This is a genomic window from Pseudocolwellia sp. AS88 (assembly GCF_030551755.1).
Taxonomy (GTDB): domain Bacteria; phylum Pseudomonadota; class Gammaproteobacteria; order Enterobacterales; family Alteromonadaceae; genus Pseudocolwellia.
In genome coordinates, this window is record NZ_JAUPEC010000002.1 from 184,149 (window position 1) to 206,904 (window position 22,756).

Genomic DNA, 22,756 nt, shown 5'->3' on the forward strand with positions numbered 1-22,756 from the left:
ACCTTTTTACAGATTGCCATAGTTAATGTCAATAAAACCCTTGTTTATTAGGGGCTAAATTCAATTAACAACACTTGTTGGTATGGCTTGATTCACTATACAATGCCGACTATCTGCCCATAAAATCGATATTCGAACGTTGAAACTCAGTAAAAGATTAAAACAGATAGAGCAAATGGTAACAGCTGAATATGATCATATTTGGGACTGTTGCTGTGACCATGGTTTTTTGGGTGCTGCTTTATTATCTCGAGACTTAGGGGCTGATATTCATTTTGTCGATATTGTGCCTGAATTAATGACGCAATTAGAGAATAAGCTTGAGAAGTTTTATCCACAGTCAGCTGAAAAAAACCGATGGAAAACCCACTGTATTGATGTCGCTAAATTGCCTTTACTGCAATATAAAGGTAAGCACTTGGTGGTTATTGCAGGTGTTGGTGGCGACTTAATGATGGAGTTTATTAATGGGATTTACGTACAGTATCAAGATGTAGATATCGACTTTTTGTTGTGTCCTGTTCATCATCAGTTTGCATTACGACAACGACTAATTGAGCTAGATTTTGGTTTGAAAAATGAAGTGCTAGTTGAAGAGAATAAACGCTTTTATGAAGTGATTTATGTATCGAGTAAGCGTAGAGATAATAAAGAAATAAGCCCTGTTGGCGATAGTCTTTGGCAAGCTGCCTCTGATGAACAATATGATTCAGAGCATCAAAAGAGGATAGCTAAGCAATATTTGAATAAAACCTTGAGTCATTATCAGCGTATTCAGTTAGGTAATAGCCATAAGGTTCAGCATATTATCGATGCTTATAATAAAGTGAATATATGAGCTCTAATATCTGAACGCTAATACCTAAACGCTCATACCTAAACGTACGTGAAATAACTTTAAGCTCGTTTTACCGAATTACCTTTCATTAACGTACCTGCCAATACTCGTGATTCAGATGGAGATTCTGGATTTTCTATATGACTGAGTAGCATATCAACCGCCGCTTTTACTAATTGCTCTACGGGTTGTTTAATAGTGGTAAGTTGATAACTTTGCCAAAGGGAAGAAGTGATGCCATCAAAACCTACAACAGATATGTCGTTAGGGATCTGTAAGTTGTGCTTTTCTCGCATTTCGTCAATAACGCCTATGGCCATTGTATCGTTACTACAAATTACCGCGTCTGGCGCTGGATTTTTTTCTAGCCATTTAGCTAAACCTTCTCTAGCTGATTTATAGGTATAGTCACAGTAGAGTACTTCAACATTTTTCTCGCCTGACTTTTGTAGCAAATCAAGGGCAACTTCGCGGCGCTCATTCGCAACGTCTGAATCGGTAGGGCCTGAAAGTACAAGATACGACTGAGGTTTACCTAGCTTTAATTCCGCAAGTAACTGTTTAATGCCTTGTTCATGATTACAACAGACGGTGTTAGTTGAGGTATCGGCATTTGCATCGTTACGGTTATAAAGTACAACAGGGACTTTATGCTGTTCAAATAAAGCTAAACGTTTACATTCAAAATGTGGTGCGAGGGCGATAATGCCATCCACTTGGAAAGTCCAAATTTGTTCAAACAGATCATCAACACCTTCAGCATCATCTAAAATAAAAAGTAGAACACGTTTGTTACGTTCGGCAAGTTGTTTACTGACTTGAGAAAGCACTTGAGGATGATTTTCGTTGGCGCGAGATGATACGATAACCGCTACCATTCCAGACTGTTTAGTAATTAACATTCTGGCAATAGCGTTAGGGCGGTAACCCATTTTATTGGCAGCATCCATAACCTTTTTACGTGTTTTTTCTGAAACACTTAAACCGGGTCGGAATACGCGTGAAACAGCAGATTGAGATACTCCAGCTTCACGCGCTACATCGTAAGATGTTACTTTTTTATTTGTATTCAATGTTTACCCTTTTTTATATCTTCTCAAGCGAATGTCGGCTTGCTCCTTATGACCCGCAAACCCTTCAATTGCACAAAGTCTTGAACAATATTCGCCAACCACCACTGATGCTTCTTCTGTTACTTTTTGGAATGTACAGGTTTTAATAAATTTACCTACCCATAATCCACCCGTATATCGTGCCGCTTTGCGTGTAGGTAACGTATGGTTGGTACCAATACATTTATCGCCGTAAGATACGTTGGTTTCGGGTCCTAAAAATAAGGCACCAAAATTACGCATGTTGTCTTTGAAGTATGGAATGTTACTTGTCATTACTTGAACATGCTCGAATGCTAAGTCGTTAGCAACTTCAATCATTTCTTCGTATGTGTCGCATACTATAACTTCACCGTGATCTTTCCAAGCGGCACCAGCAACTTCTGCTGTTGGAAGAATCGTTAGCTGGCGTTCTACTTCAGCAATAGTGTCATGGGCTAGCTTTTCACTATTCGTTAATAAAATAGCAGGAGATGTAGGACCATGCTCTGCTTGACCTAATAAATCAGCCGCACATAATTCACCATCAACACTTTCGTCGGCAATAACTAATGTTTCAGTAGGGCCCGCAAATAAATCTATACCTACTCGACCAAATAGTTGACGTTTAGCTTCAGCAACAAAAGCGTTACCTGGACCAACTATCATATCTACAGGGGCAATCGTTTCTGTGCCAATAGCCATTGCTGCAATTGCTTGTACGCCACCAAAACAATAAATTTCGTCAGCACCAGCGAGATCCATAGCAACAACAATCGCTGGAGATGGCTTTCCATCAAACGGAGGAGCAGCAGCGATAACGCGTTTTACACCGGCAATTTTTGCGGTAACAACACTCATGTGTGCAGATGCAACTAATGGATATTTCCCACCTGGTACATAACAACCAACACTTTCCATAGGGATATGTTTATGCCCTAAAATAACGCCAGGCAAGGTTTCTACTTCAACGTCTTTCATTGAATCACGTTGCACTTGAGCAAAGTTACGCACTTGTTCTTGTGCCCATTTAATATCTTCAATCACACTATCTTCAAGTTCAGCGTAGCAGGCTTTAATTTCTTCTTTTGTTAATTTAAATGACTTCGGATTCCACTTGTCAAAAGTCTCTGAATATTTTGCTACAGCTTTATCACCGTCTGTTTCGATAGCTTCAATAATATTCTCGACTGTTGTTTTAACTGATTGTAAATAATCCTTTTTCTCTTCTTCTTGTTTTCCTTTTTTTAAGTATTTAATCATTTTTAATCTCTCAATTTATTAGGGGGAATCTAATTTATGTTATAATGTTATGTCTATATGATGAATGAATCCTACTTAAAAATAACTTCGAATGCAATAATTGATTCGAACTCACTTGAGGTCATGATAATGGCTTATCTTGAGTTCAGGTTAACAAGTAATAATTATCAATAAGTTGTATTGAGCTTATGTTTTGATGTGATATTTGAAGAAATAAGAAGGTATGGTTGTTATTGAAAAGATCATGCAGAAAATATGACGGGAAATAGAAAGAAGAGACAGAAACAAAAAAGGAGTAAGTCATACAAAGATGATTTACTCCTTAGTTATTAATGCCTCAGATCAGATATTCTGAGTTCGGATTAATGATATCTTAACTCTTGTACCTTGCCCCAAAACACGCGATACGAGAATGCGGTGTAGCTGAAGATCACAGGAACAACAACGATAGCGCCCCACAAAATAAAGCTTAATGATTCTGGTGCTGAAGCGGCTTCCCAAATAGTCAGTTTGTTAGGCACTATATATGGGAAGAAGCTGAAACCTAAACCAATAAAACACAGTAAAAATATTGTTGATGCTGCGGTGAAAGGTATCCAGCAACCTTTGTCATTTTCTGCCGGCAATTTTTTAAGTACAAAAAAGCTGTAAACAAACAAACCAAAACAGATCAAAGGTAATGGTAAAAGTAGCAGCATGTTAGGTGTTTCAAACCAGCGGTCAAATACATTAGGGTTAATAATTGGGTTGATCACTGATACAGCTAATATGCCGATGAAACAAATTAGCCCTGATTTTTTAGCCCAAGCAACGGCTTGAACTTGTAAGTCACCTTCGGTTTTCATGATTAACCAACATGCGCCAATGTAAGTGTAAGCAGCAGCTACACCTAAAGCACTTAATAAACTAAAGCTATAGGCAGCAAATGTGCTTTCAAATCCCATTACATACATACCTAACATGTAGCCTTGGCTCATTGAAGCAAGCAGCGAACCTATTTTAAACACTTTGTTCCATGTTGGTTTATGGCTGAATGCAGCTTTAGCTCTAAAATCGAAAGCCACACCACGCAGCACTAAACTAATCAATAATACAGCAGTAGGTAAATACAGCTCTTTAAATATATAGCTATGGGCAGCAGGAAAGGCGATAAGTAACAAGCCTATAGCGAGTACTAACCAAGTTTCGTTGGCATCCCAAAAAGGTCCTATCGATGCGATCATGGTATCGCTGTTATCTTCTTGTTTTAGGGGAAGTAAAATACCTACCCCTAAATCATAGCCGTCTAAAATAGCGTAAAGAAGAATTGAAAGCCCCATCAAAGCGACAAATACTACGGCAAGTGTGTTAGCTTCAAACATTATTTGAGTCCTTCTATTGCTGATGTGATAACAGGTTTTGTAATTTCATCATCGCTGATCTCTTCAATCTCAACTGCTCTACCTGCCATTGTGAAAATAGTATGTAAGTAAGCAATCATTAACACTGTGTATAAGATTAAATATGCAATTAATGATAATCCTACATTTGACGACGCTATATCGGTTGCCGCATCTTTAACACTTAATACACCTGTGACTAACCATGGTTGACGTCCTATTTCTGTTACGTACCAGCCAGCTAATGTGGCAACCCAACCTGAGAATGTCATAAACAGTAAGGTTTTTAATACCCAAGGAGATAGCTCCTTTTTACGCCATAGTTGAATACGTCCTGTCCATGCAACAAACAACATCAGAAAGCCGAGTCCGACCATAATCCTGAAAGAGAAAAATACAGGCATAACAGGCGGGTGATTACCTTCAAACTCGTTTAAGCCTTTTATCTCACCATTTAAGTCATGAGTTAAAATCAGGCTTGCCATATTCGGAATGCCTATTTCAAAATGGTTAGTTTTTGCTTCAGCATCCGGTAAGGCGAAAAGTAATAAAGGTGCGCCTTTTTCTGTATGCCAAATGCCTTCCATTGCAGCAACTTTTTGTGGTTGATGTTCTAGGGTATTTAGGCCGTGAAAGTCACCCACTAATGCTTGTGTTGGCGCTAAAATAGCCGCCACTGTTAAAGCTATTTTTAAGGTAAGTTTAGGTGCTCGTTTGTCGTCACCTTTTAATAGACGATAAGCACTGATACCGGCAATTAAAAATGAAGCGGTTAACCCAGACGCAATTAACATGTGAGTAAAGCGATATGGGAATGATGGGTTAAAAATAATAGCTAACCAATCAACAGGAAAAGCAACACCGTTACGCATTTCATAGCCTTGTGGTGTGTGCATCCAAGAGTTAAGGGCTAAGATCCAGAATGAAGATAGTGTGGTACCAAAAGCCACGATAAAGGTAGAAAGCGTATGAACACGAGGCGATACACGATTAATACCAAATAACATAATGCCTAAGAATCCAGCTTCTAAAAAGAAGGCTGTTAGCACTTCATAACCTAATAATGGTCCTGCGATATTACCTACAGTTTCCATAAATTTAGGCCAGTTTGTACCAAACTGGAAAGACATGGTAATGCCACTTACCACACCAAGAGCGAAACTTAGCGCAAATATTTTTACCCAAAAGCGATAGGCTCGCATCCATACCGGATCATTAGTTTGGACAAATCGTACTTTGAAAAAAAGTAAGAACCAACTTAATGCGATAGTGATAACTGGAAACAGAATATGAAAACTGATATTAGTCGCAAATTGAATGCGAGATAAAATCAAAGTATCTAACATTTTTTACTCCATTAGCCCTATGCAGCACGCTTTGGGCTGTTGTTAAAACATGTTTAAAAAGATCGCTATGGCTTGGTAGCCAATAGCGATAAGGGAGGTTGAGCTGGTTGGTTGTGCTTATAAAATCTTTGTTAATTGTTCTTCAGTAATTTATCTTTAATATCAATTACTTTACTTACGCCTGCGCCAAGCTTCATCAAGGTATTTAATTTGTCAGGACTCATACTTTGCAGTTCACTTGCCCAATGGGTAATGGTTTCAAGTAATTCATGTATTTCATGCATTTTTACTTGTGCATATTGTTCTTCTTCATTAGCGGGTTCGTTTAATAAGTTGTCACGTAATAAAGATAAAGTTGGATCGACTTCACGTTTACGACGTTCTTCAAATACACGTATTGCCATTTCCCAAATAGAACCTGCAGGAGAATAATATTCTTTTCGATCTTTTGGCTTATGTTGAACCTGAACAAGTCGCCATGATTGCAATTCTTTAATGCCCATGCTGACATTGCCGCGAGATATATTTAGTGCTTCAGAAATTTGTATGGCGCTTAATGGCTCTTTGCTGATCACGAGTAGCCCATACATTTGACCAACTGTACGGTTAAAGCCCCAGCGACTGCCCATCTCTCCGCAGTGCATTACAAATGATTCTATTGTGTCTGTTATTATCATGATATGTGATTTCTGAAGTTTCAGTAATTTCTGAAAGTTTAAACCTTTGTTGATATAAATCAATATTTATTTGAATATTTTTATACTTTATTTCTGCTTTTTTTTTGTTGCATATTGGTGCGTTTTCGTTTGGATATACTTTTTTTGTATAAGTAGTAAGTACATACCTTTTGCGTCATAAGTGTGCAGTGGTTAGAATGCAGACAATAAAAATATAATAAATAAAACAAATTAAACTCACACTAAAGAGTATCCACATGAAAAAACAATTCCATTTACATGCTATTTCTATCGCATTAAGTACTTTATTTGTTGGTTTACCTGCCTTTGCTGAAACAGCAGAAGTGAAAACAGATGAAGATGTAGAAAAAATCGCTATTTTAGGTTCACGTGTATCAACACGTACGGCAACAGAATCGACTTCTCCTATTGATATTATTACTGGCGAATCACTTACTAAAGGTGGCTTTAGTGAATTAGGACAAAGCTTACAAGCGAGTGCACCATCGTTTAACTTTAGCCGTACACAAGTTTCTGATGGCTCTGATTTATTTAGACCTGCAACTTTACGCGGTCTTCAGCCAGATCAAACCTTAGTATTAATTAATGGTAAGCGTCGTCATAACCAAGCAATTTTTGGTTTAAACGGTACTGTTGGTGCTGGTGCTGCAGGAACAGATATGAACTCTATTCCAATGACGGCTCTTAAAAATGTACAAATTTTACGTGATGGTGCTGCAGCTCAGTATGGTTCTGATGCAATTGCTGGTGTTATCAATTTAGAGTTAAAAAATACAACTAATGAAACCACAGGTTTTGTACAAGCGGGCTCAACAGGTGAGGGCGATGGCGACACAGTATCTTTTGGTTTAAATACTGGTTTTGATATTGGCACTGAAGGTGGTTTTATTAACCTTTCTGCTGAGTATCGCGATGCTGATGGTACTAACCGAGCTCAACGAGATACGGGTGGTAGCTCTACAGTTCCTGCTGGCGAACTGTCTGAAGATGTTCGTTGGATCCAAGGTAACTCGGCTTCAGAATTCACTTCTGTTTTCTACAATGCCATGCTCCCATTAGGTACTATGGAGTTATATGCCTTTGGTGGTTTTTCAAATCGTACGGCATTAGGAAACGGCTTTTATCGTGACTACAACGATCCAGCTAAAAACGTTCCACAAGTTTATGCTGATGGATTTTTGCCAAGAATAGACAACGAAGCTGAAGATCTTTCAACCGCGGTAGGTGTTCGTGGAGAAATAAATGATGACTGGGACTACGATGTTTCAGCAACTTATGGGCAAAATGATTATGACTTTCATTCGGCAAATACAATCAATGCTTCTTATGCTGCTGAATACTTAAGTGCAAACCCTGATGCGACAGACACTGAAATAGCCGCTAACGCTGGACCAACGTCTGGTTATTCTGGTGGTTTTAGATACGACCAGTTAACTGTTAATGCTGATGTTAATGGTTTTATTGATATTGGAAGAGATGAACCTCTTTATTTAGCTTTTGGTGCTGAGTACCGCGACGAAAACTACTCAATTGTTCCTGGTGAAGAAGCGTCTTACGCTTGTGGCATAGCTAATCAAGATGTAGCGTTTCCGTCGGTAATCGATGATTCTGTTTTTGCTGAGTGTGGCTTTCAAGCTTACCCTGGTTTAAGACCTGACGCAGCAAGTAAAGCGGGCAGACACAGTTACGCATTTTATGCTGATGCTGAAGTACAATTAATGGAAGATTGGAATCTTGGTGCAGCACTTCGTTATGAAGACTTCTCTGATTCAGGCGATAAGTTAATTGGTAAAGTATCAACACGCTTTAACGTAACAGAAAAGTTTGCACTTCGTAGTGCTATTTCAACAGGTTTTAGAGCACCGTCTCTTCAACAAAGTGCTTATACTGCTTTTACTGCTAACTTAGGTGATGGTGGTGTTTTACTACCTTCGTTTACAGCAACTGCGGGTTCTGCCTTCCCATCAGCGTTAGGTGTTGACGGTTTAGACTTAGAAACTTCTAAGAACTTTAGTTTAGGTGCGGTTATTACTGTATCTGATGAAATATCAGTAACCATTGATGCTTACCGTGTAGAAATTGACGACAGAATTACTTTAGGCAGCTTACTTAATGCTGATGACGTAGCATTTAATGCAGATGCTGCAGCGGCATTAGAAGCAACAGGCGCTGTACAAGCTAACTACTTTTCTAACTCAGTTAACTCTATTACTGAAGGTGTAGATATTATTGTTGCCTACAATACTGAATTGTATTCTGGTGATTTTGGCATTACTTTCGCGGGTAATATTAATGAAACCGAAATTGACAGTGTTAACACGGCTGATGGTGTTCCTGAGTCGGTAGCGTTAGATGATTTACAGCGTAGCTTTTTAACTGACGGTCAGCCAAAAGAGCGTGCAACGTTAACATTTGATTATGCAAGAGACGCATGGTCTGCTGTTATTCGAGCTAACTACTTTGGTGAGACTGAAATCACTTATTTCGGTAACGATCATATTGGCTTACCTGGCTTTTTATCTCCAACAGGCGAGTTTAAACCTACAAGTACGGTTGAATCTGCTGTGTTAATTGATGTGAACTTTGATTATCAAATTAACGAAACCTTTACAGTTTCTGCTGGTATTAATAACCTTTTTGATAAAACGCCTGACGAATTAGGTCAAGACGAAGCACTTGATTTTATAACTAATGGTGCATTCAAATATCCAGTTAGAGCTTTACCATATGGCTTTGATGGTATGAGCTATTACGCACGTTTAAACTTTAGATTTTAATGATTAAAGTAGTTTCAATAGCTCATTGGTAGCTATTGAAACTAACGATAGAAAGTAAAAAACGCTCAGCATCATTTAGATGTTTGAGCGTTTTTTATGTGCTGTTCTTTATTAATCTAAGGGCGCTTTCCTTAATCTAAAACCCTTTAGCTTATGCCCAATCTTAATGGCTTAGTACAAAATAAACCTTGCTATTTTTTGCTAGCAGTTGATAATCTCGCCCCAAATAAGTCATATATTTTTATATTTATTTCGTTCAGCTGAAACGTTAAAAATCATATTAACTAAGGTTGAAAATAAGAAATAAAACTGGGAATGTGGTGAAAATCCACAACTGTACCCGCAACTGTAAACAGAGCGACATACTTACAAATTTGTAAACCACTGAGTTTAACTTGGGAAGGTGTATGTTGAGATGCTGTAAGTCAGGATATCAGGTAAAAATATGTGAATAAATACTAGGTATTAAGTTGATATTAATTAAGCTTAGTATAGGTCGAGCGGGTCTACTCGAACATGTTAATTCATCTGTTTTTCTAATAGATGAAAAATGTTCTGTGCCTCTTTGTCCTCATACTAATTAAATAATACTAGCGCTAAGTAATACCTAAGTTAACCAATATAAGCGGATTCATTATGGGACAAGTACATTTAATTTTAGGTGGAGCACGATCGGGCAAAAGTTCGCTTGCAGAACAGTGCGCTAAAAAATTAAACCTACCTGTTACCTATATTGCTACTGCTCAAGCCCTTGATAAAGAAATGCAAAAGCGAATTGCTTTGCATCAGCAAGATCGCCCACAACAATGGCAAACGTTAGAGTCGCCACTTTTATTAGGCAAAACCATAGACTCACTTGTTAATGAGACTATAAATAAAACGGTTGATAACACACAAAATGTTGGGCATTGCATTTTAATTGATTGCCTCACGTTATGGCTAACTAACTGTTTATGCCAACATGATTTAGCTTATTTCGAGCAAGAAAAACAACAATTATTAGCCTCTCTTATTAATACTCAAAAATACCAAAACCTTCATATTATTTTAGTCAGCAACGAAGTTGGGCATGGCATAGTTCCTATGGGGGATTTATCGCGTGAGTTTGTCGATCACTCAGGCTGGCTTCATCAGGCCATTGCTGAAGTTGCTGATAAGGTTGATTTTGTTATGGCAGGTCTACCCCTTTCGTTAAAGTCTGTTACCTCTTTGCAAGCAGAACCAGCACGAGGTGAAATTTAATGAAAACCATTATGATACAAGGCACAACGTCTGATGCAGGTAAAAGTACGTTAGTAGCAGGTTTGTGCCGAGCTTTAGTTAATCAAGGTCATAAAGTTGCGCCATTTAAGCCGCAAAATATGGCGCTTAATAGCGCAGTAACCAGTGACGGTGGTGAAATTGGTAGAGCACAGGCTTTACAAGCGATAGCGGCAAAAGTAGAAGCTCGCATCGACTTTAATCCCATTTTATTAAAGCCGAATAGCGACACTGGCGCGCAAGTGATTGTGCACGGTAAGGCTATTTCTAATATGGAAGCGGGTAAGTATCACGACTATAAGAAAGTGGCGATGCAAGCAGTGCTTGAGTCACATCAACGTCTTGCCAATGAATTTGAGATCTTAGTGGTTGAAGGTGCTGGCAGCCCAGCTGAAATTAACCTACGCGCTCATGATTTAGCAAATATGGGATATGCCGAAGCAGTAGATTGTCCTGTACTTATTGTTGCTGATATTGATAAAGGTGGTGTTTTTGCACATTTGTTAGGAACGCTTGCATTATTATCTGAGTCGGAACAAGCACGTGTTAAAGGTTTTATCATCAATCGTTTTAGAGGTGATATTAAACTACTAGAGTCAGGTTTAACGTGGTTAGAAGAGCGAACAGGAAAACCTGTATTAGGTGTTTTACCTTATTTATATGACTTAGCGTTAGATGCAGAAGATGCTGTGGTGTTAGACAATAAAGTGAGCCATGCTAAGGTTAAAATATTTGTGCCTTTGCTACCACATATGAGTAATCATACTGATTTTGATCCTCTACGTTTACAGCCCAATATTGATCTGCAATACATTAAAATAGGTCAGTCGTTACAAGGTGCTGACTTGATTATTATCCCGGGAAGTAAAAACGTAACTTCCGATCTTAAGTTTTTAAAAGAGCAGGGCTGGCAGCAAGAAATTAATCAGCATTTACGTTATGGCGGAAAAGTTATGGGTATTTGCGGTGGCTATCAAATGCTAGGTAAAAAGATATTTGATCCACTGCATATCGAATCTCAAGTTGATGAAATAGAAGGTTTAGGCTTACTCGACTTTACAACTACTCTTACTCAAGAAAAAACCTTAACACAAGTTACTGGAGTCATGACCTTAGATGGAAAAACATGTGAATTAAAAGGATATGAAATTCATTGTGGTGTTTCTACAGGCAAAGCTTTAGAGCAGCCTTTATTGCATATTCATCACAATGAGCAAATAACAGCTGATGGTTGCATATCCGATGATAAGCAAATAATTGCGACCTATTTACATGGCTTTTTTGATTGCCCAGAGCCAACTCAACAAATACTTGATTGGTTAGGTGTGCAAAATTTAGAACAACCCGTTATTGATATAAACCAACATCGAGAAGTGCAATTAGAGCGCTTAGCGGATGTATGTGAAGAGCATTTAGCGTTAGATCAAATTCAAAAAATTATTGATGAAGGTGTCGATACAAAGCCTGTTCAGTAATTTACGGATAAAACTTAGACACGACAATAATTTAGTTGCATATAAAGCACCTTAATATGTTGTCATTACATAATAAATTTAAGGAAAGAGGATGCGAACTCCTCACTGCCCCCGCAACGGTATATGCATAATAAAATGCATGAGTCCGACCGCTTAAATTTATTTAATAAAGTCGTAATGAAACGACTATCAAATGATGCGGAGGGCATCATTAATGAGGTAAACATGAATACTAAACATATGAATCAAATGAACCTAAAAAATAACTTTAAAAAATCAGCGCTTTTATTAGCAATGTCAGCTGTGTTCTCTATGCCTGTTATGGCGATAGAAGAAAGTAACAAGGCTACAGCTGAAGAAAAAGTTGAACGTATGACCATTACGGCGACTCGTTCAGCATTAAGTGTTGATGATGCATTAACAAGCCAACTTATTATTACACGTGCAGATATTGATGTTATTAACCCTATTTCAATCCAAGATTTATTATCAACATTACCGAGTGTAGATATTGCGAATAATGGCGGCAGAGGTCAAACATCTTCTGTCTTTTTACGTGGTAATGCTTCAGACGCGACCTTAGTTCTCATTGATGGTGTTCGTGTAAGTTCGGCTACTTCAGGTGGCACTAGCTTTAACAGTATTTCACCTGAAATGATTGAACGTATTGAAGTTGTTCAGGGTCCTCGTGCTGCATTATGGGGCGCCGATGCTATTGGTGGTGTTATTCAAATATTTACTCGCCAATTAGAAGGCGGAGAACACTTTGCAGGTGTAAGCATAGGTACTGACGAATATCGTAAATATAAAGCCGGTATTGGTTTAAGTCATGGTAACGGACAAACTACAGTAACTGTTAGCCATGAACGTGCTGAAGGTTTTGATGTAAAAGATGACGGTGAATTAGATGACGATGGTTATAAGTTCACTTCAATTGCTATTCGTGGTCAGCAACAAATTAATGCAGATTTTTCAGTTGATTGGTTATTTTCGAACAGTGAAGGTGATAATGAATTTGACGGTTCTTTTCAAAATAACTCAGATATAAATAATCATGCATGGTTAGTTCGAGCTAACTACGCAAGCGAATTTAGCGATGTTAAAAACAACACCGTATTTAGTGTTGGTCAAAACAGAGATAGCTCAAGAAACTTTTCAGATTTCGAATTTGCGGGGACTTTTGAAACACGTCGAGATCAATTTTCATTAGTAAATAACAGCCAGTTTTCTGATGAATTCCAAGTAAATATGGGTGTTGATTATTACAAAGATGATGTATCAAAGAGTACAACTCAATATGATGATGAAAAGCGCGATGTAACAGGAGCGTTTGTACACGCACTTTACAATGGTGAAGTATTCTCTTTTGAAGCAACAGCAAGACACGATAATGTAAGCGGTGTTGATTCTGAAAATACTTACAATCTAGGTGCTGGTTATAAAATTAATGATGACAGTCGTATTGTGCTTAATCATGGTACAGGTTTTAAAGTGCCAACATTTAATGACTTATACTTTCCTAATTTCGGTACGCCAACGTTAAATTCAGAACGCTCAGAAACCACAGAGCTATTTCTTGAAACTCGTTTAGGCGCTGTAGATACACGTATTAATTTTTATTATTCAGAAATAGACGAGTTAATTAGTAGAAATTCAGCAGGTAATGCAGCTAACTTTGATGAAGTTGTTATTAAAGGTACTGAATTAAGCTTTAATCTTGTAGCAACTGGTGGAATACATGACCTGAATTTGTCTTATACAGATGCGAAAGATCAAGCTACTGCTGAAGATCTAATTATTGATGTAAACGCTACAGATGAAAAATTAGTTCGCCGCGCTAGAGAAAAGCTTAACTATAAGTTTACTACCTCAATTAACGTTGCTGATTTATATGCTGAGTACAAGTTTGTAGGTAGTAGAGAAGATAGTGTTTTTGGCGCTGATAATGTTAAGTTGGGTGCTTACCAATTAATTAACTTAGGCTTAAATGCTCCGTTAACTAAAAACCTAGTGCTAAATGCTCGAGTTACTAACTTACTTGATAAAGAATACCAAACAGCAAACACGTTCTTCACACAAGGTCGTGCGCTTTATGTTGGTATTACATACCAAAACTTTTAATAGCTATTTAATTTATTAGAACAGCTTATTAGCTAAGCCTAATAGATAGCTTAGTAAAATAAGCTTAAGTTTTTAGCTTAATAACTAAGACTTAATTAAAACCCTAAAAGGTCATTCTTTTGGGGTTTTGTTTTTTATATTAAATAAACTTAAAAAAAGAGTAGAAAAGACTTTACAATGTAAATGAGAATGATTACTATTTAGCTGTCGGTTAGGGAGGAGTCCACTACTACTCCTTCTTAACCGATATCGAATTACCTCTGGCTTTAGGTTACAGGACGCGTAAGGCCAGGGACCCCCATATTCGATGTCGTATTGTCACACTCTCTCTTTGGCTATTACCTATTTTTAGTTAATAGCCTTTTTTTTGCCTAAAATTTAACTTTATGCTGACTCTGTTTTATTTAAATACACAATTTAAAGATCTTTGTGAGCTTAATAAGTTGCTGCTGTGTTGGAATGCCAAAACGTAACTTGTCTTTTTCGTCAGTTAAACGCACATAAACAGATTGCTGGCATAGCCGTTCATATAAATCTTCAGCATTAAGGTCTGAAGTTTCATTAAAGCTGAGAGTTAAAAATAGATCTGTACCTTTAATATCTGAAATAATGTTATGACCTAAGTACTGCCACAAGAGTTTTTCTAACTCATTTCTTAGCTCAGATAATGTGTGTTTTTGTTGTAGATGCCAGCTGTTATCGCGAAGTGCATGGAGGGCAATAAGTTGCGCAGGACCATTGACTTGCCATGGACCTAAGTGCTCATTAAAAGCTTCACACCATGATTGATTCGCCACTAAAAAACCAATGCGAATACCGGCTAAGCCAAAAAACTTTCCGAACGAGCGAAAAACTAAGGTATTGCAATTGGCTACTTGTGAACAAATAGACTGATCACTAGGTATAACATCCATAAAAGCTTCATCTACAACGAGTAAACCATTCAGTTCATCCATCGCTTTTTGGTAGGTGAGTAATATTTCGTTAGTAAACAATAAACCTGTTGGATTGTTTGGATTAATAATAACAAGCACGCTGTTTGCTTGTATCTCATCAACGGCTGGAAGTTCATCTAAGTAAAAGTTCAAACTATAACCAGTATTACGCCAAGCTTGAGCATGTTCTTTGTAACCATATTGAGGTAAATAAACATGATGAGTATAATGAGCTGGATCTTTGTTATCTAAAGTTAGCGTATTTAATTTGTTCTGCCATAACTCGGGCAGTGCTTTAATAATGGCTTGGCTACCATTGGTTACGGTTAAGTGTTCGCATTGATAATAGTGTTTAGCAGCAGTTAACAAGTCATTATTTTGTTGTGGAAGATCTTGCCAAATATTAAGGGGAATATTAGGAATAGGGTAGCTTATGGGAGCAATACCTGTAGATAGATCAAGCCATTGCTCAACAGGAATTTGATATTGATTTGCAATTTGTTGTAGCTGCCCGCCATGAGTTAGCGCCATGTTTTGTTCTCTGTTTTATAAAATAATTGCTAGGAAAATAGTTAGCCGAGATAATTGGCTATAAAAAGATTAGTCACAATACTCATTACCGTTAGCAATATAGCTGCACGTTTTACGAGTAAAACGCTTTTAGGGATATCTTCAATGTTGATATTATTACCGCAACCTAAAGTCACCGATTTTATCAATTTTCCATGATATGAAGCATTACCTCCAAGCTTTATATTCATCACAGTAGCGCCTGCAGCCATTACCCATCCACCATTGTGGCTTTTATATTGATTCCCTTGTGATGCAGAATTCTTTAGAGCTTGAGTGAATGTCTTCAGGCTTTGACTTTGAAGTGCATAAAGTAATGTGCAAACTTTAGCGCTGAAAAAACCAAGTAAATCATCGAGTCGGGCACTGGCAAAACCAAAAGCATTAAATTGCGGTGTTCGGTAGCCCCACATGGCATCTAAGGTGTTGGCAAAGCGATGTAAAATAACTAAAGGCGCGCCACCAATAAGAAAATATACCATTGAGGCTATTACTGAGTCATGGCCGTTTTCTAGCATTGACTCAACCGTAGCTCGCGACATTTCATCGGGTGTTAATGTACTCGTTTCTCTACTCACTAAGTAGCCTGTAAAGTGCCTTGCTTCTTTTAGGTTATTGGCTTTAAGGGGTAAATAAACCTGCATTGCGTGTTGATGCAAGCTATTAAGCCCAATAGCAAAATATAATACGCTGGCATCACAGAGTATCTGCAAGTACCAGACTAAATCATTTAGATAAAAGAAGTACAGTAAGGGCAGAGGTAACACTAATAATGCCCATGAAAGCGCACCTAAAATAGCATTTTTTTTGTTGAATGCTGGCGCTAGTGAGGGGTCTTCTAATTGCTTTGAGTTGTCGATGTTTATGCGTTTTTCGCATTGGTTAGCTAACCAACCAAATCCCACTAAATAATGATACTGACGGGCTTCACCTAGAAATTTATCAAGAAGGAGGGCAAGTAGAAGTGTTAAGCCAACTGAACATGCAGGAAGATAGATAAGTAGCCATGAAATAAAGTCGTTTGCTAACAATCTTTTCTCCTCCTTTTCTTTGTTGTTAATGAATAATTTATGGGTTGAATATAATAGCTAAGCTAAATTTATTTGGATGATAGTCGTTAATTTATATCGCGTTAACTTATATAGCGTTAACTTAGCTTAAAAGCTTCAGTGTTATGGTCGTAAGTTAAGTTTGTAATACAACCATTTTTAAATAAATCGTAAGCGTTTTGATTTGAAAACTCACCAAGAAAAGCTAAAAAGCAACGTAATGCTTCACCATGAAAAATCACTAAAATGTTTTGTGTTGTATATACTTTTACTATTTCTTTAAGGGCATTATAAATTCGTTGTCCACAAGTTACTGCACTTTCACCACCTTTAGGCGCAAGTTCGGTGAATTTGTATAGTAACTCGTTGTAGTTGTTGTCGTGTGATAGGTTTTCTATTTTCTCGCCTTGCCAGTGTCCCAAATGTCTTTCGGTAAGGTTTTTATCTAACTTTACTTTAACATTGAGCAGGCCTTGGCAAATTTCAGCACTATGTTTAGCTCTACCAAGATCTGATGAAAAAATAATATCTATATTTTTATCAAGTAACTGTTGAGCAATTTGTACAGATTGTTTTTCCCCCAGCTCGGTTAGATTACTATCAAGCTGTCCTTGAAAACGTTGAACTTGGTTCCATTGGGTTTCACCGTGTCGAGCTATGTATAAGGTTGTTTTCATGGACACTCATTACTGGTCAAGGTACGTTTTTGTATGCTTGAGGAATTTAAATTTATGGTTTAGTGCACTCTACATTTAGAATGACAACGGATATATTTCTTCTTTGACAATTGCTGCGCAGCATAACTAAATCGAACTTTGTGTTCAACGCAAAAGGTAATAATACACAAATAGCTGCTAAATAGGTTTAGCTATGATTGTATAAGCTTTGTCCTTAGCGTAAAATTTGAATTAATTAGGTGCCTGCTATTAATCTTTTATAGAGAAAATAGCGGTGAAACGTGAAACTGGTGAAATACCAGTACTGCCCCCGCAACGGTAACTGTGAGCTTCAATCAAACCACTGTGATTCATTTTTTCAATGAGCATGGGAAGGGATTGAAATAGCGATGATCAGGAGTCCGGAGACCGGCCTAATTATATAGTACTAAACAACTGCGGCGGGCGGTTATTCAGAGATATTAAAATTTGCTGTAGGTTTATTCCCTAATTTTTTAGGCGCCCCTTTATTTTACTAACTTTGATTTCCCACCGTTAATCTATTTAATGGGATCATCATGAAATCAGAAGAATCACAAAATTCACTACTTTACTTTTTAGGCATTGCTGCGCTATTAAGCCTTTTAATGATCGCTACTCGCGGAAGTCACTTTTCAACATTTAATAACTTACCTAGCGCTTCAATTGGCGTTTTCTTCTTAGCAGGTATGTTTTTACGTAATGTTAAAAGCTATTGGTTTTTATACATTTTATCTATCACTATTGATTTAGTGTCATCGTATTACCGTGGCTCATTTGGCGATTGCTTAACAACGGCATACCCAGCTTTAGCAATTAGTTATGCCGTAATGTTTACTTTTGGCTATTACGCTAAACCCGATTGGTTAAAGCAAAATATTGTTATTAATATTGTTAAAGTTGGAGCTGCGTTATTTATTGGCAGCTCTATCGCGTTCTTAATCTCTAATGGCAGTTTTTACGCTCTGTCAGGTCATTTTGCTGATTTGTCTTGGGCCGAATACACATCTCGCGTAAATAAGTATTATTTCAATTCAATTTCCAATCCTATTTTCTATGCTAGCAGCGCTATCGTTATCGATTGGGCAATTAGCCGTTTATACAATCATAAAGTAGAAACTCAACTCACTTCGTAAGCTTTTAATTTTATTGACAGGTAAGGATTTATTTTGGCATTTGAAAATACTTCACAGAATTTAAAAGGCACGGGCGAAATGTGTCCAGCGTTAATTGTTGCGGCTCCATCTTCGGGCACAGGTAAAACAACGATCACCGCTGCTATTGCGAGATATCATCGTAATCAAGGTAAAAAAGTTACCATTTTTAAAGTAGGACCTGACTTTATTGATCCTATGATTTTACGCCAAGCCAGTGGCGAATTGGTTTATCAATTAGATTTATGGTTGGTGGGTGAGCAAGGGTGTCAGCAGTTATTGTATAAAGCAGCCCAGAGTTCTGACCTAATTTTGATTGAAGGCGTGATGGGGCTTTTTGATGGTACACCAAGCAGTGCCGATTTAGCTGAAACTTTTAATATTCCTGTATTAGGTATTATTGATGCCTCAGCTATGGCGCAAACATTCGCGGCAGTTGCTTTTGGTTTAGCAAATTATCGTCCGGCAATGCCATTTTCTGGTGTAATTGCCAACCGCGTTAATACACCTCGTCATCAAGAAATCTTAGCCAATTGTTTACCAGAGGATATACGTTTTTATGGCCGTATACCTAAAGATGCAAGTATTACTTTGCCACAGCGCCATTTAGGTTTAGTGCAAGCACAAGAGCTTACTGATATTGATACTCAGCTTGATCAAGCTGCATCACATATTGCTGAAACGGGTCTCGTTGATTTACCTGCAGCTGTTGAGTTTTTTGCTTGTGAAGCAACTGAAACATACAAAGCAGAAGGTGCCTTAGCTGGTACTCGGATTATTATTGTTAAAGACAAAGCTTTTAGTTTTATTTATGCGGCAAACATCGCCTTTCTAGAAGAGACCGGCGCTGAGTTAGTTTACTGTTCAGCACTTACTGATAGTGAACTACCTGCTGGCGATGTGTTGTATATTCCAGGTGGTTATCCTGAACTTTATGCAGCTCAACTAACTGCTAATAAGAGCTTTATCGATAGTGTAGTGGCATTTTCTCAATCAAATAAAATAATTATTGCTGAATGTGGCGGTATGCTTTATTTGCTCGATCAGTTAACTGATTTAGAAGAAGAGAAATTTGCTATGGTTGGCTTACTTCCTGGTAAAGCCGTAATGCAAAAGAAGTTAGCTGCAATTGGTTCTCAGCAGGTTGAATTACCTTTAAAGGGAACTGAAGACTTAACAAGTGCTATTATGCGTGGTCATAGTTTTCATTACTCAAGTGCAGAAATAGCATTAGAGCCTATTAGCCAAACTAAGCATCACCCAACCGAACGTTTAGGTGAGTTTGTTTATCAGCATGGTAATATTTTAGCTTCTTATATGCATTGGTATTTTCAAAGTAACCCTGAGCTGACTGTGCAACTATTTACTCGTGTAGGTAGTTAAATTAAAGCATATTATTTTGAGGCTTAGGTGGGAAGATGTATTTCTGTTAAGGTTATTTGATAAACTTTAATCAATATTAAAAGATAAAGCGTGACCATGAAAACTGAAACCTACACTAAAACGGATCCTGAAATACAGCCTAGAGGTTTGAGTTATTTCGCTGCTCCAGCAAGAGTAATTGCAATGCTGGTGGCATTGTTTGTCTTATACGCGGCTTTTACTGAATACTTAGATTATAAACATGAGGCCGATAATTCTTTGGCTATTATTTCTGAGCCGAAGATTAATGATATTTATTTTATGGATTTTAGGGTTATTAAAGAAGATTTAAGACCTCATGAAAAATATAGAATTGCTAAGGTTGTAGATATCACCGGTGATATTGTTACCTTGGTGTATGGTAGTTTTTATTATCAACGCAAACATGCCACTTTAAATGCGATAAGTTATGGACAGCTTACTTTTAAAGATTATTTTGAAGGTAAACGTTACGACTTTTCTCTTAATAAAGTGAAAGATTTATTTGAAAGTGGTGCGATTTATTTAGCTAATCGACCTATTCGAAATAAGCTTTATGGCAACTTAGTTGGACCCACCGAAGAATATTATCGCTCTAATCGACTAACGTATGGCAAACAAGAAAATATAAAAGGCGAAGCCTTTTTTAATGATAGTTTTAATGAGATGAGGTTTGAAAAAGCCTTTGGATTCTTCCAACAGTCAGCTGAGTTAGGTTTTGCTAAGGGACAGATAAACTTAGCTCAAATGTACATTAATGGTGAATTTGTTGATAAAGACCTAAATATAGCGCTGTATTGGTTAAAACAAGCATCGTTGCAGAGTAACAAATCAGCTATTTTAAAATATGGAATTATTTGTGTACAAGTTGAAGCATGTAATCTTGGCGATTTTTATCAAGAACTTAACAAGTCGGGTGTAAATATTAAAGTAAGAAAGTTAGATTTCGAACTAAGTAATTCAAATTAAACCTAAATTAAAGAACAATAAAGAATATAAAAATGACTGCAAAAGATAATAAATTAACAGACGAACAAAAGCATAAAGAACGCCAACAAAAAATCAAAGCTAAAGTGGACGAACGTATCGCTAATGCTACCGAAGAACGAGGTGTTTTTGTTGTTATCACGGGGAATGGTAAAGGTAAAAGTACTTCAGGTTTTGGCACCATATTGCGTGCAGTTGGTCATGGTTTAAAAACAGGTGTCGTTCAGTTTATTAAGGGCTCGAAATGGGAATGCGGCGAGATGAATATTCTTAAACAATTTCCAGTCGAACATTGGGTGATGGGCACCGGGTTTACTTGGGAAACACAATCAAAAAAAACCGATATAGCCGCCGCTAAAGTTGCATGGGAAAAGACTAAAGCTATGCTTAGCGATCATTCTATCGATATGGTGTTACTTGATGAAATGACTTATATGGTGAAATATGGCTATATTGATTTAGATGAAATTATTGAGGCGCTAAATAACCGTCCTAAAATGCAGCATGTCATTATTACAGGGCGAGCTTGTCATCGTCGTTTACTTGAACTTGCCGATACCGTGTCAGAAGTTCAGCCTGTTAAGCATGCCTTTAAAGCTGGCATAAAAGCCCAAAAAGGTTTGGACTGGTAAACAATTCAAACATAAACTCTCGTAGAATAAGCCTGATATCGTCAGGCTTTTTGCTATCTAACGGCTTGTTTTATACCAAGTTGATTAATTAACTGCTCATTTTTAACGGTTAAAATTAATAATGACGGCGTTATAAAATTTATAAGTAGAATAACTACTTACTAAATTTTATGCCTTGTAATTATCCATTTTTCCTCATGAAAAAGTAGATCACTTTATTAATCAAATTGGTATTAATTATTGAGTCGTTCAATAGCAATTTAAACTTTCGCCTTATTCAGGAAGTTTAAGTTACTGATCTTTTTAGCTTATGTTTATCTTTATCTTTTATTTAGGAAAGTCTATTTGATTCTCAGGTTTAGCCATATCAAATGCTGGCAGTTGGTTACAACTGTTATAAGTTGCCATTATTTTTGGGTAAGCTGTCATATCAAGCTTAAAGCGTAGTGCGTTGTATACTTGTGGAATTAGGTATAAATCTACCAAACTAGGCTTGGAACCTAGACTGTAAGGTGATGCCTTTATTTGAGTTTCTAGCACATCAAATCCTTTAACGATCCAGTGTAAATACCATGTCATTTTATCTTCTTCATTCACATTTAGCGTTTGTGTTAAATATTTAAGCACACGTAAATTATCAACAGGATGAATATCGCAAGCAATAACATCGATCATACTGCGTACCTGAGCCGCTTCAAATGCCTCTGTTGGTACTAAAGCAGGGCTAGGATATAACGCTTCTATGTATTGCAGAATAGCACCCGATTGAGCTAACAGCCGGCCATCTTCAGTTTCTAAACAGGGAACTAAACCTTGAGGCTGTTTATCAGTATAAGGCGTTTGAGTTTGTTCACTTTTCAGTAAATTTACAGGAACTAGGGTATGAGCGATATTTTTCAGATTTAAAGCTATTCGAACACGGTAAGCTGCTGAAGAGCGATGATAGCTATAAAGTTTCATTTTATTTAGGTTCCTGGTCGATCTACTTTAAATAAAGCAAGGTTTTATAGAGTGTAAAGGGCTTTTAATAGATGAGTAAATTATAAGAACAATTCACTAAATTTGTTGCTGTACATCAGTGTTTA

The 22,756-nt window shown here is 37.3% G+C and carries 18 protein-coding genes and 3 riboswitches; of the genes, 9 read left to right on the forward strand and 9 right to left on the reverse strand.

All coding sequences use genetic code 11. The annotated features are described in order from the left end of the window. Positions 1 to 139 precede the first annotated feature (139 nt). Entirely contained in the window at positions 140 to 838 is a 699-nt protein-coding gene (locus Q5N69_RS02355; protein ID WP_304367235.1) for a tRNA (adenine(22)-N(1))-methyltransferase TrmK, read from the forward strand. Positions 839 to 897: 59 nt separating this feature from the next. Here Q5N69_RS02355 and Q5N69_RS02360 read toward each other — a convergent pair whose 3' ends face one another. The 5 genes from Q5N69_RS02360 to Q5N69_RS02380 form a co-directional block, all read right to left on the reverse strand. Continuing rightward, positions 898 to 1,911 carry a LacI family DNA-binding transcriptional regulator gene (locus Q5N69_RS02360; protein ID WP_304367236.1) on the reverse strand — a complete coding sequence of 338 codons (1,014 nt, stop codon included), beginning with the start codon at positions 1,909 to 1,911 and terminating at the stop codon, positions 898 to 900. A 3-nt stretch (positions 1,912 to 1,914) separates the two neighbouring features. Beyond that, positions 1,915 to 3,192, reverse strand: a complete 1,278-nt coding sequence (hisD, locus tag Q5N69_RS02365; RefSeq protein WP_304367237.1) for a histidinol dehydrogenase — start codon at positions 3,190 to 3,192, stop codon at positions 1,915 to 1,917. Between the two features lie 362 nt (positions 3,193 to 3,554). Beyond that, positions 3,555 to 4,553, reverse strand: coding sequence for a cytochrome d ubiquinol oxidase subunit II (locus tag Q5N69_RS02370; protein WP_304367238.1), 999 nt, complete (start codon positions 4,551 to 4,553; stop codon positions 3,555 to 3,557). Continuing rightward, on the reverse strand, positions 4,553 to 5,917 hold the full coding sequence (locus Q5N69_RS02375) for a cytochrome ubiquinol oxidase subunit I (RefSeq protein ID WP_304367239.1): 1,365 nt from the start codon (positions 5,915 to 5,917) through the stop codon (positions 4,553 to 4,555). The genes Q5N69_RS02370 and Q5N69_RS02375 overlap by 1 nt, the downstream gene beginning before the upstream one ends. 131 nt (positions 5,918 to 6,048) lie before the next feature. Then, positions 6,049 to 6,594 carry a GbsR/MarR family transcriptional regulator gene (locus tag Q5N69_RS02380; RefSeq protein ID WP_304367240.1) on the reverse strand — a complete coding sequence of 182 codons (546 nt, stop codon included), beginning with the start codon at positions 6,592 to 6,594 and terminating at the stop codon, positions 6,049 to 6,051. A 257-nt stretch (positions 6,595 to 6,851) separates the two neighbouring features. On the opposite strand from Q5N69_RS02380, the gene Q5N69_RS02385 reads away from it, so the two are divergent. From Q5N69_RS02385 to Q5N69_RS02400, 4 genes are all read left to right on the forward strand, one after another. Further along, positions 6,852 to 9,392, forward strand: a complete 2,541-nt coding sequence (locus tag Q5N69_RS02385) for a TonB-dependent siderophore receptor (RefSeq protein ID WP_304367241.1) — start codon at positions 6,852 to 6,854, stop codon at positions 9,390 to 9,392. A gap of 265 nt (positions 9,393 to 9,657) precedes the next feature. Continuing rightward, positions 9,658 to 9,849, forward strand: a riboswitch (cobalamin riboswitch). Positions 9,850 to 10,028: 179 nt separating this feature from the next. Beyond that, entirely contained in the window at positions 10,029 to 10,634 is a 606-nt protein-coding gene (gene cobU, locus Q5N69_RS02390; RefSeq protein ID WP_304367242.1) for a bifunctional adenosylcobinamide kinase/adenosylcobinamide-phosphate guanylyltransferase, read from the forward strand. Beyond that, the gene (locus tag Q5N69_RS02395; protein ID WP_304367243.1) at positions 10,634 to 12,127 is read left to right on the forward strand and encodes a cobyric acid synthase; all 1,494 of its coding nucleotides are present in this window, start codon (positions 10,634 to 10,636) and stop codon (positions 12,125 to 12,127) included. The genes cobU and Q5N69_RS02395 overlap by 1 nt, the downstream gene beginning before the upstream one ends. A 39-nt stretch (positions 12,128 to 12,166) precedes the next feature. Then, a riboswitch (cobalamin riboswitch) is annotated at positions 12,167 to 12,299 on the forward strand. 53 nt (positions 12,300 to 12,352) lie between these two features. After that, positions 12,353 to 14,248 carry a TonB-dependent receptor gene (locus Q5N69_RS02400; RefSeq protein ID WP_304367244.1) on the forward strand — a complete coding sequence of 632 codons (1,896 nt, stop codon included), beginning with the start codon at positions 12,353 to 12,355 and terminating at the stop codon, positions 14,246 to 14,248. 404 nt (positions 14,249 to 14,652) lie between these two features. Here the strand turns inward: Q5N69_RS02400 and cobD are convergent, their stop codons facing one another. The 3 genes from cobD to Q5N69_RS02415 form a co-directional block, all read right to left on the reverse strand. Next, positions 14,653 to 15,714 carry a threonine-phosphate decarboxylase CobD gene (gene cobD / locus Q5N69_RS02405; protein ID WP_304367245.1) on the reverse strand — a complete coding sequence of 354 codons (1,062 nt, stop codon included), beginning with the start codon at positions 15,712 to 15,714 and terminating at the stop codon, positions 14,653 to 14,655. A gap of 41 nt (positions 15,715 to 15,755) precedes the next feature. Then, positions 15,756 to 16,784 carry a CobD/CbiB family cobalamin biosynthesis protein gene (locus tag Q5N69_RS02410; protein ID WP_304367246.1) on the reverse strand — a complete coding sequence of 343 codons (1,029 nt, stop codon included), beginning with the start codon at positions 16,782 to 16,784 and terminating at the stop codon, positions 15,756 to 15,758. Positions 16,785 to 16,900: 116 nt separating this feature from the next. Beyond that, on the reverse strand, positions 16,901 to 17,479 hold the full coding sequence (locus Q5N69_RS02415; RefSeq protein ID WP_304367247.1) for a histidine phosphatase family protein: 579 nt from the start codon (positions 17,477 to 17,479) through the stop codon (positions 16,901 to 16,903). Positions 17,480 to 17,699: 220 nt separating this feature from the next. Next, positions 17,700 to 17,911, forward strand: a riboswitch (cobalamin riboswitch). Between the two features lie 125 nt (positions 17,912 to 18,036). On the opposite strand from Q5N69_RS02415, the gene Q5N69_RS02420 reads away from it, so the two are divergent. The 4 genes from Q5N69_RS02420 (at position 18,037) to cobO (ending at position 21,671) form a co-directional block, all read left to right on the forward strand. Continuing rightward, positions 18,037 to 18,633 (forward strand): hypothetical protein, encoded by a 597-nt coding sequence (locus Q5N69_RS02420; RefSeq protein WP_304367248.1) that lies wholly within the window; start codon positions 18,037 to 18,039, stop codon positions 18,631 to 18,633. 33 nt (positions 18,634 to 18,666) lie between these two features. Beyond that, the gene (locus Q5N69_RS02425; RefSeq protein WP_304367249.1) at positions 18,667 to 20,034 is read left to right on the forward strand and encodes a cobyrinate a,c-diamide synthase; all 1,368 of its coding nucleotides are present in this window, start codon (positions 18,667 to 18,669) and stop codon (positions 20,032 to 20,034) included. A 96-nt stretch (positions 20,035 to 20,130) separates the two neighbouring features. Continuing rightward, entirely contained in the window at positions 20,131 to 21,021 is an 891-nt protein-coding gene (locus tag Q5N69_RS02430) for a tetratricopeptide repeat protein (protein ID WP_304367250.1), read from the forward strand. Positions 21,022 to 21,053: 32 nt separating this feature from the next. Then, positions 21,054 to 21,671 (forward strand): cob(I)yrinic acid a,c-diamide adenosyltransferase, encoded by a 618-nt coding sequence (gene cobO, locus Q5N69_RS02435; protein WP_304367251.1) that lies wholly within the window; start codon positions 21,054 to 21,056, stop codon positions 21,669 to 21,671. Between the two features lie 327 nt (positions 21,672 to 21,998). Here cobO and maiA read toward each other — a convergent pair whose 3' ends face one another. Next, the gene (maiA, locus tag Q5N69_RS02440; protein ID WP_304367252.1) at positions 21,999 to 22,631 is read right to left on the reverse strand and encodes a maleylacetoacetate isomerase; all 633 of its coding nucleotides are present in this window, start codon (positions 22,629 to 22,631) and stop codon (positions 21,999 to 22,001) included. Positions 22,632 to 22,756 lie beyond the last annotated feature (125 nt).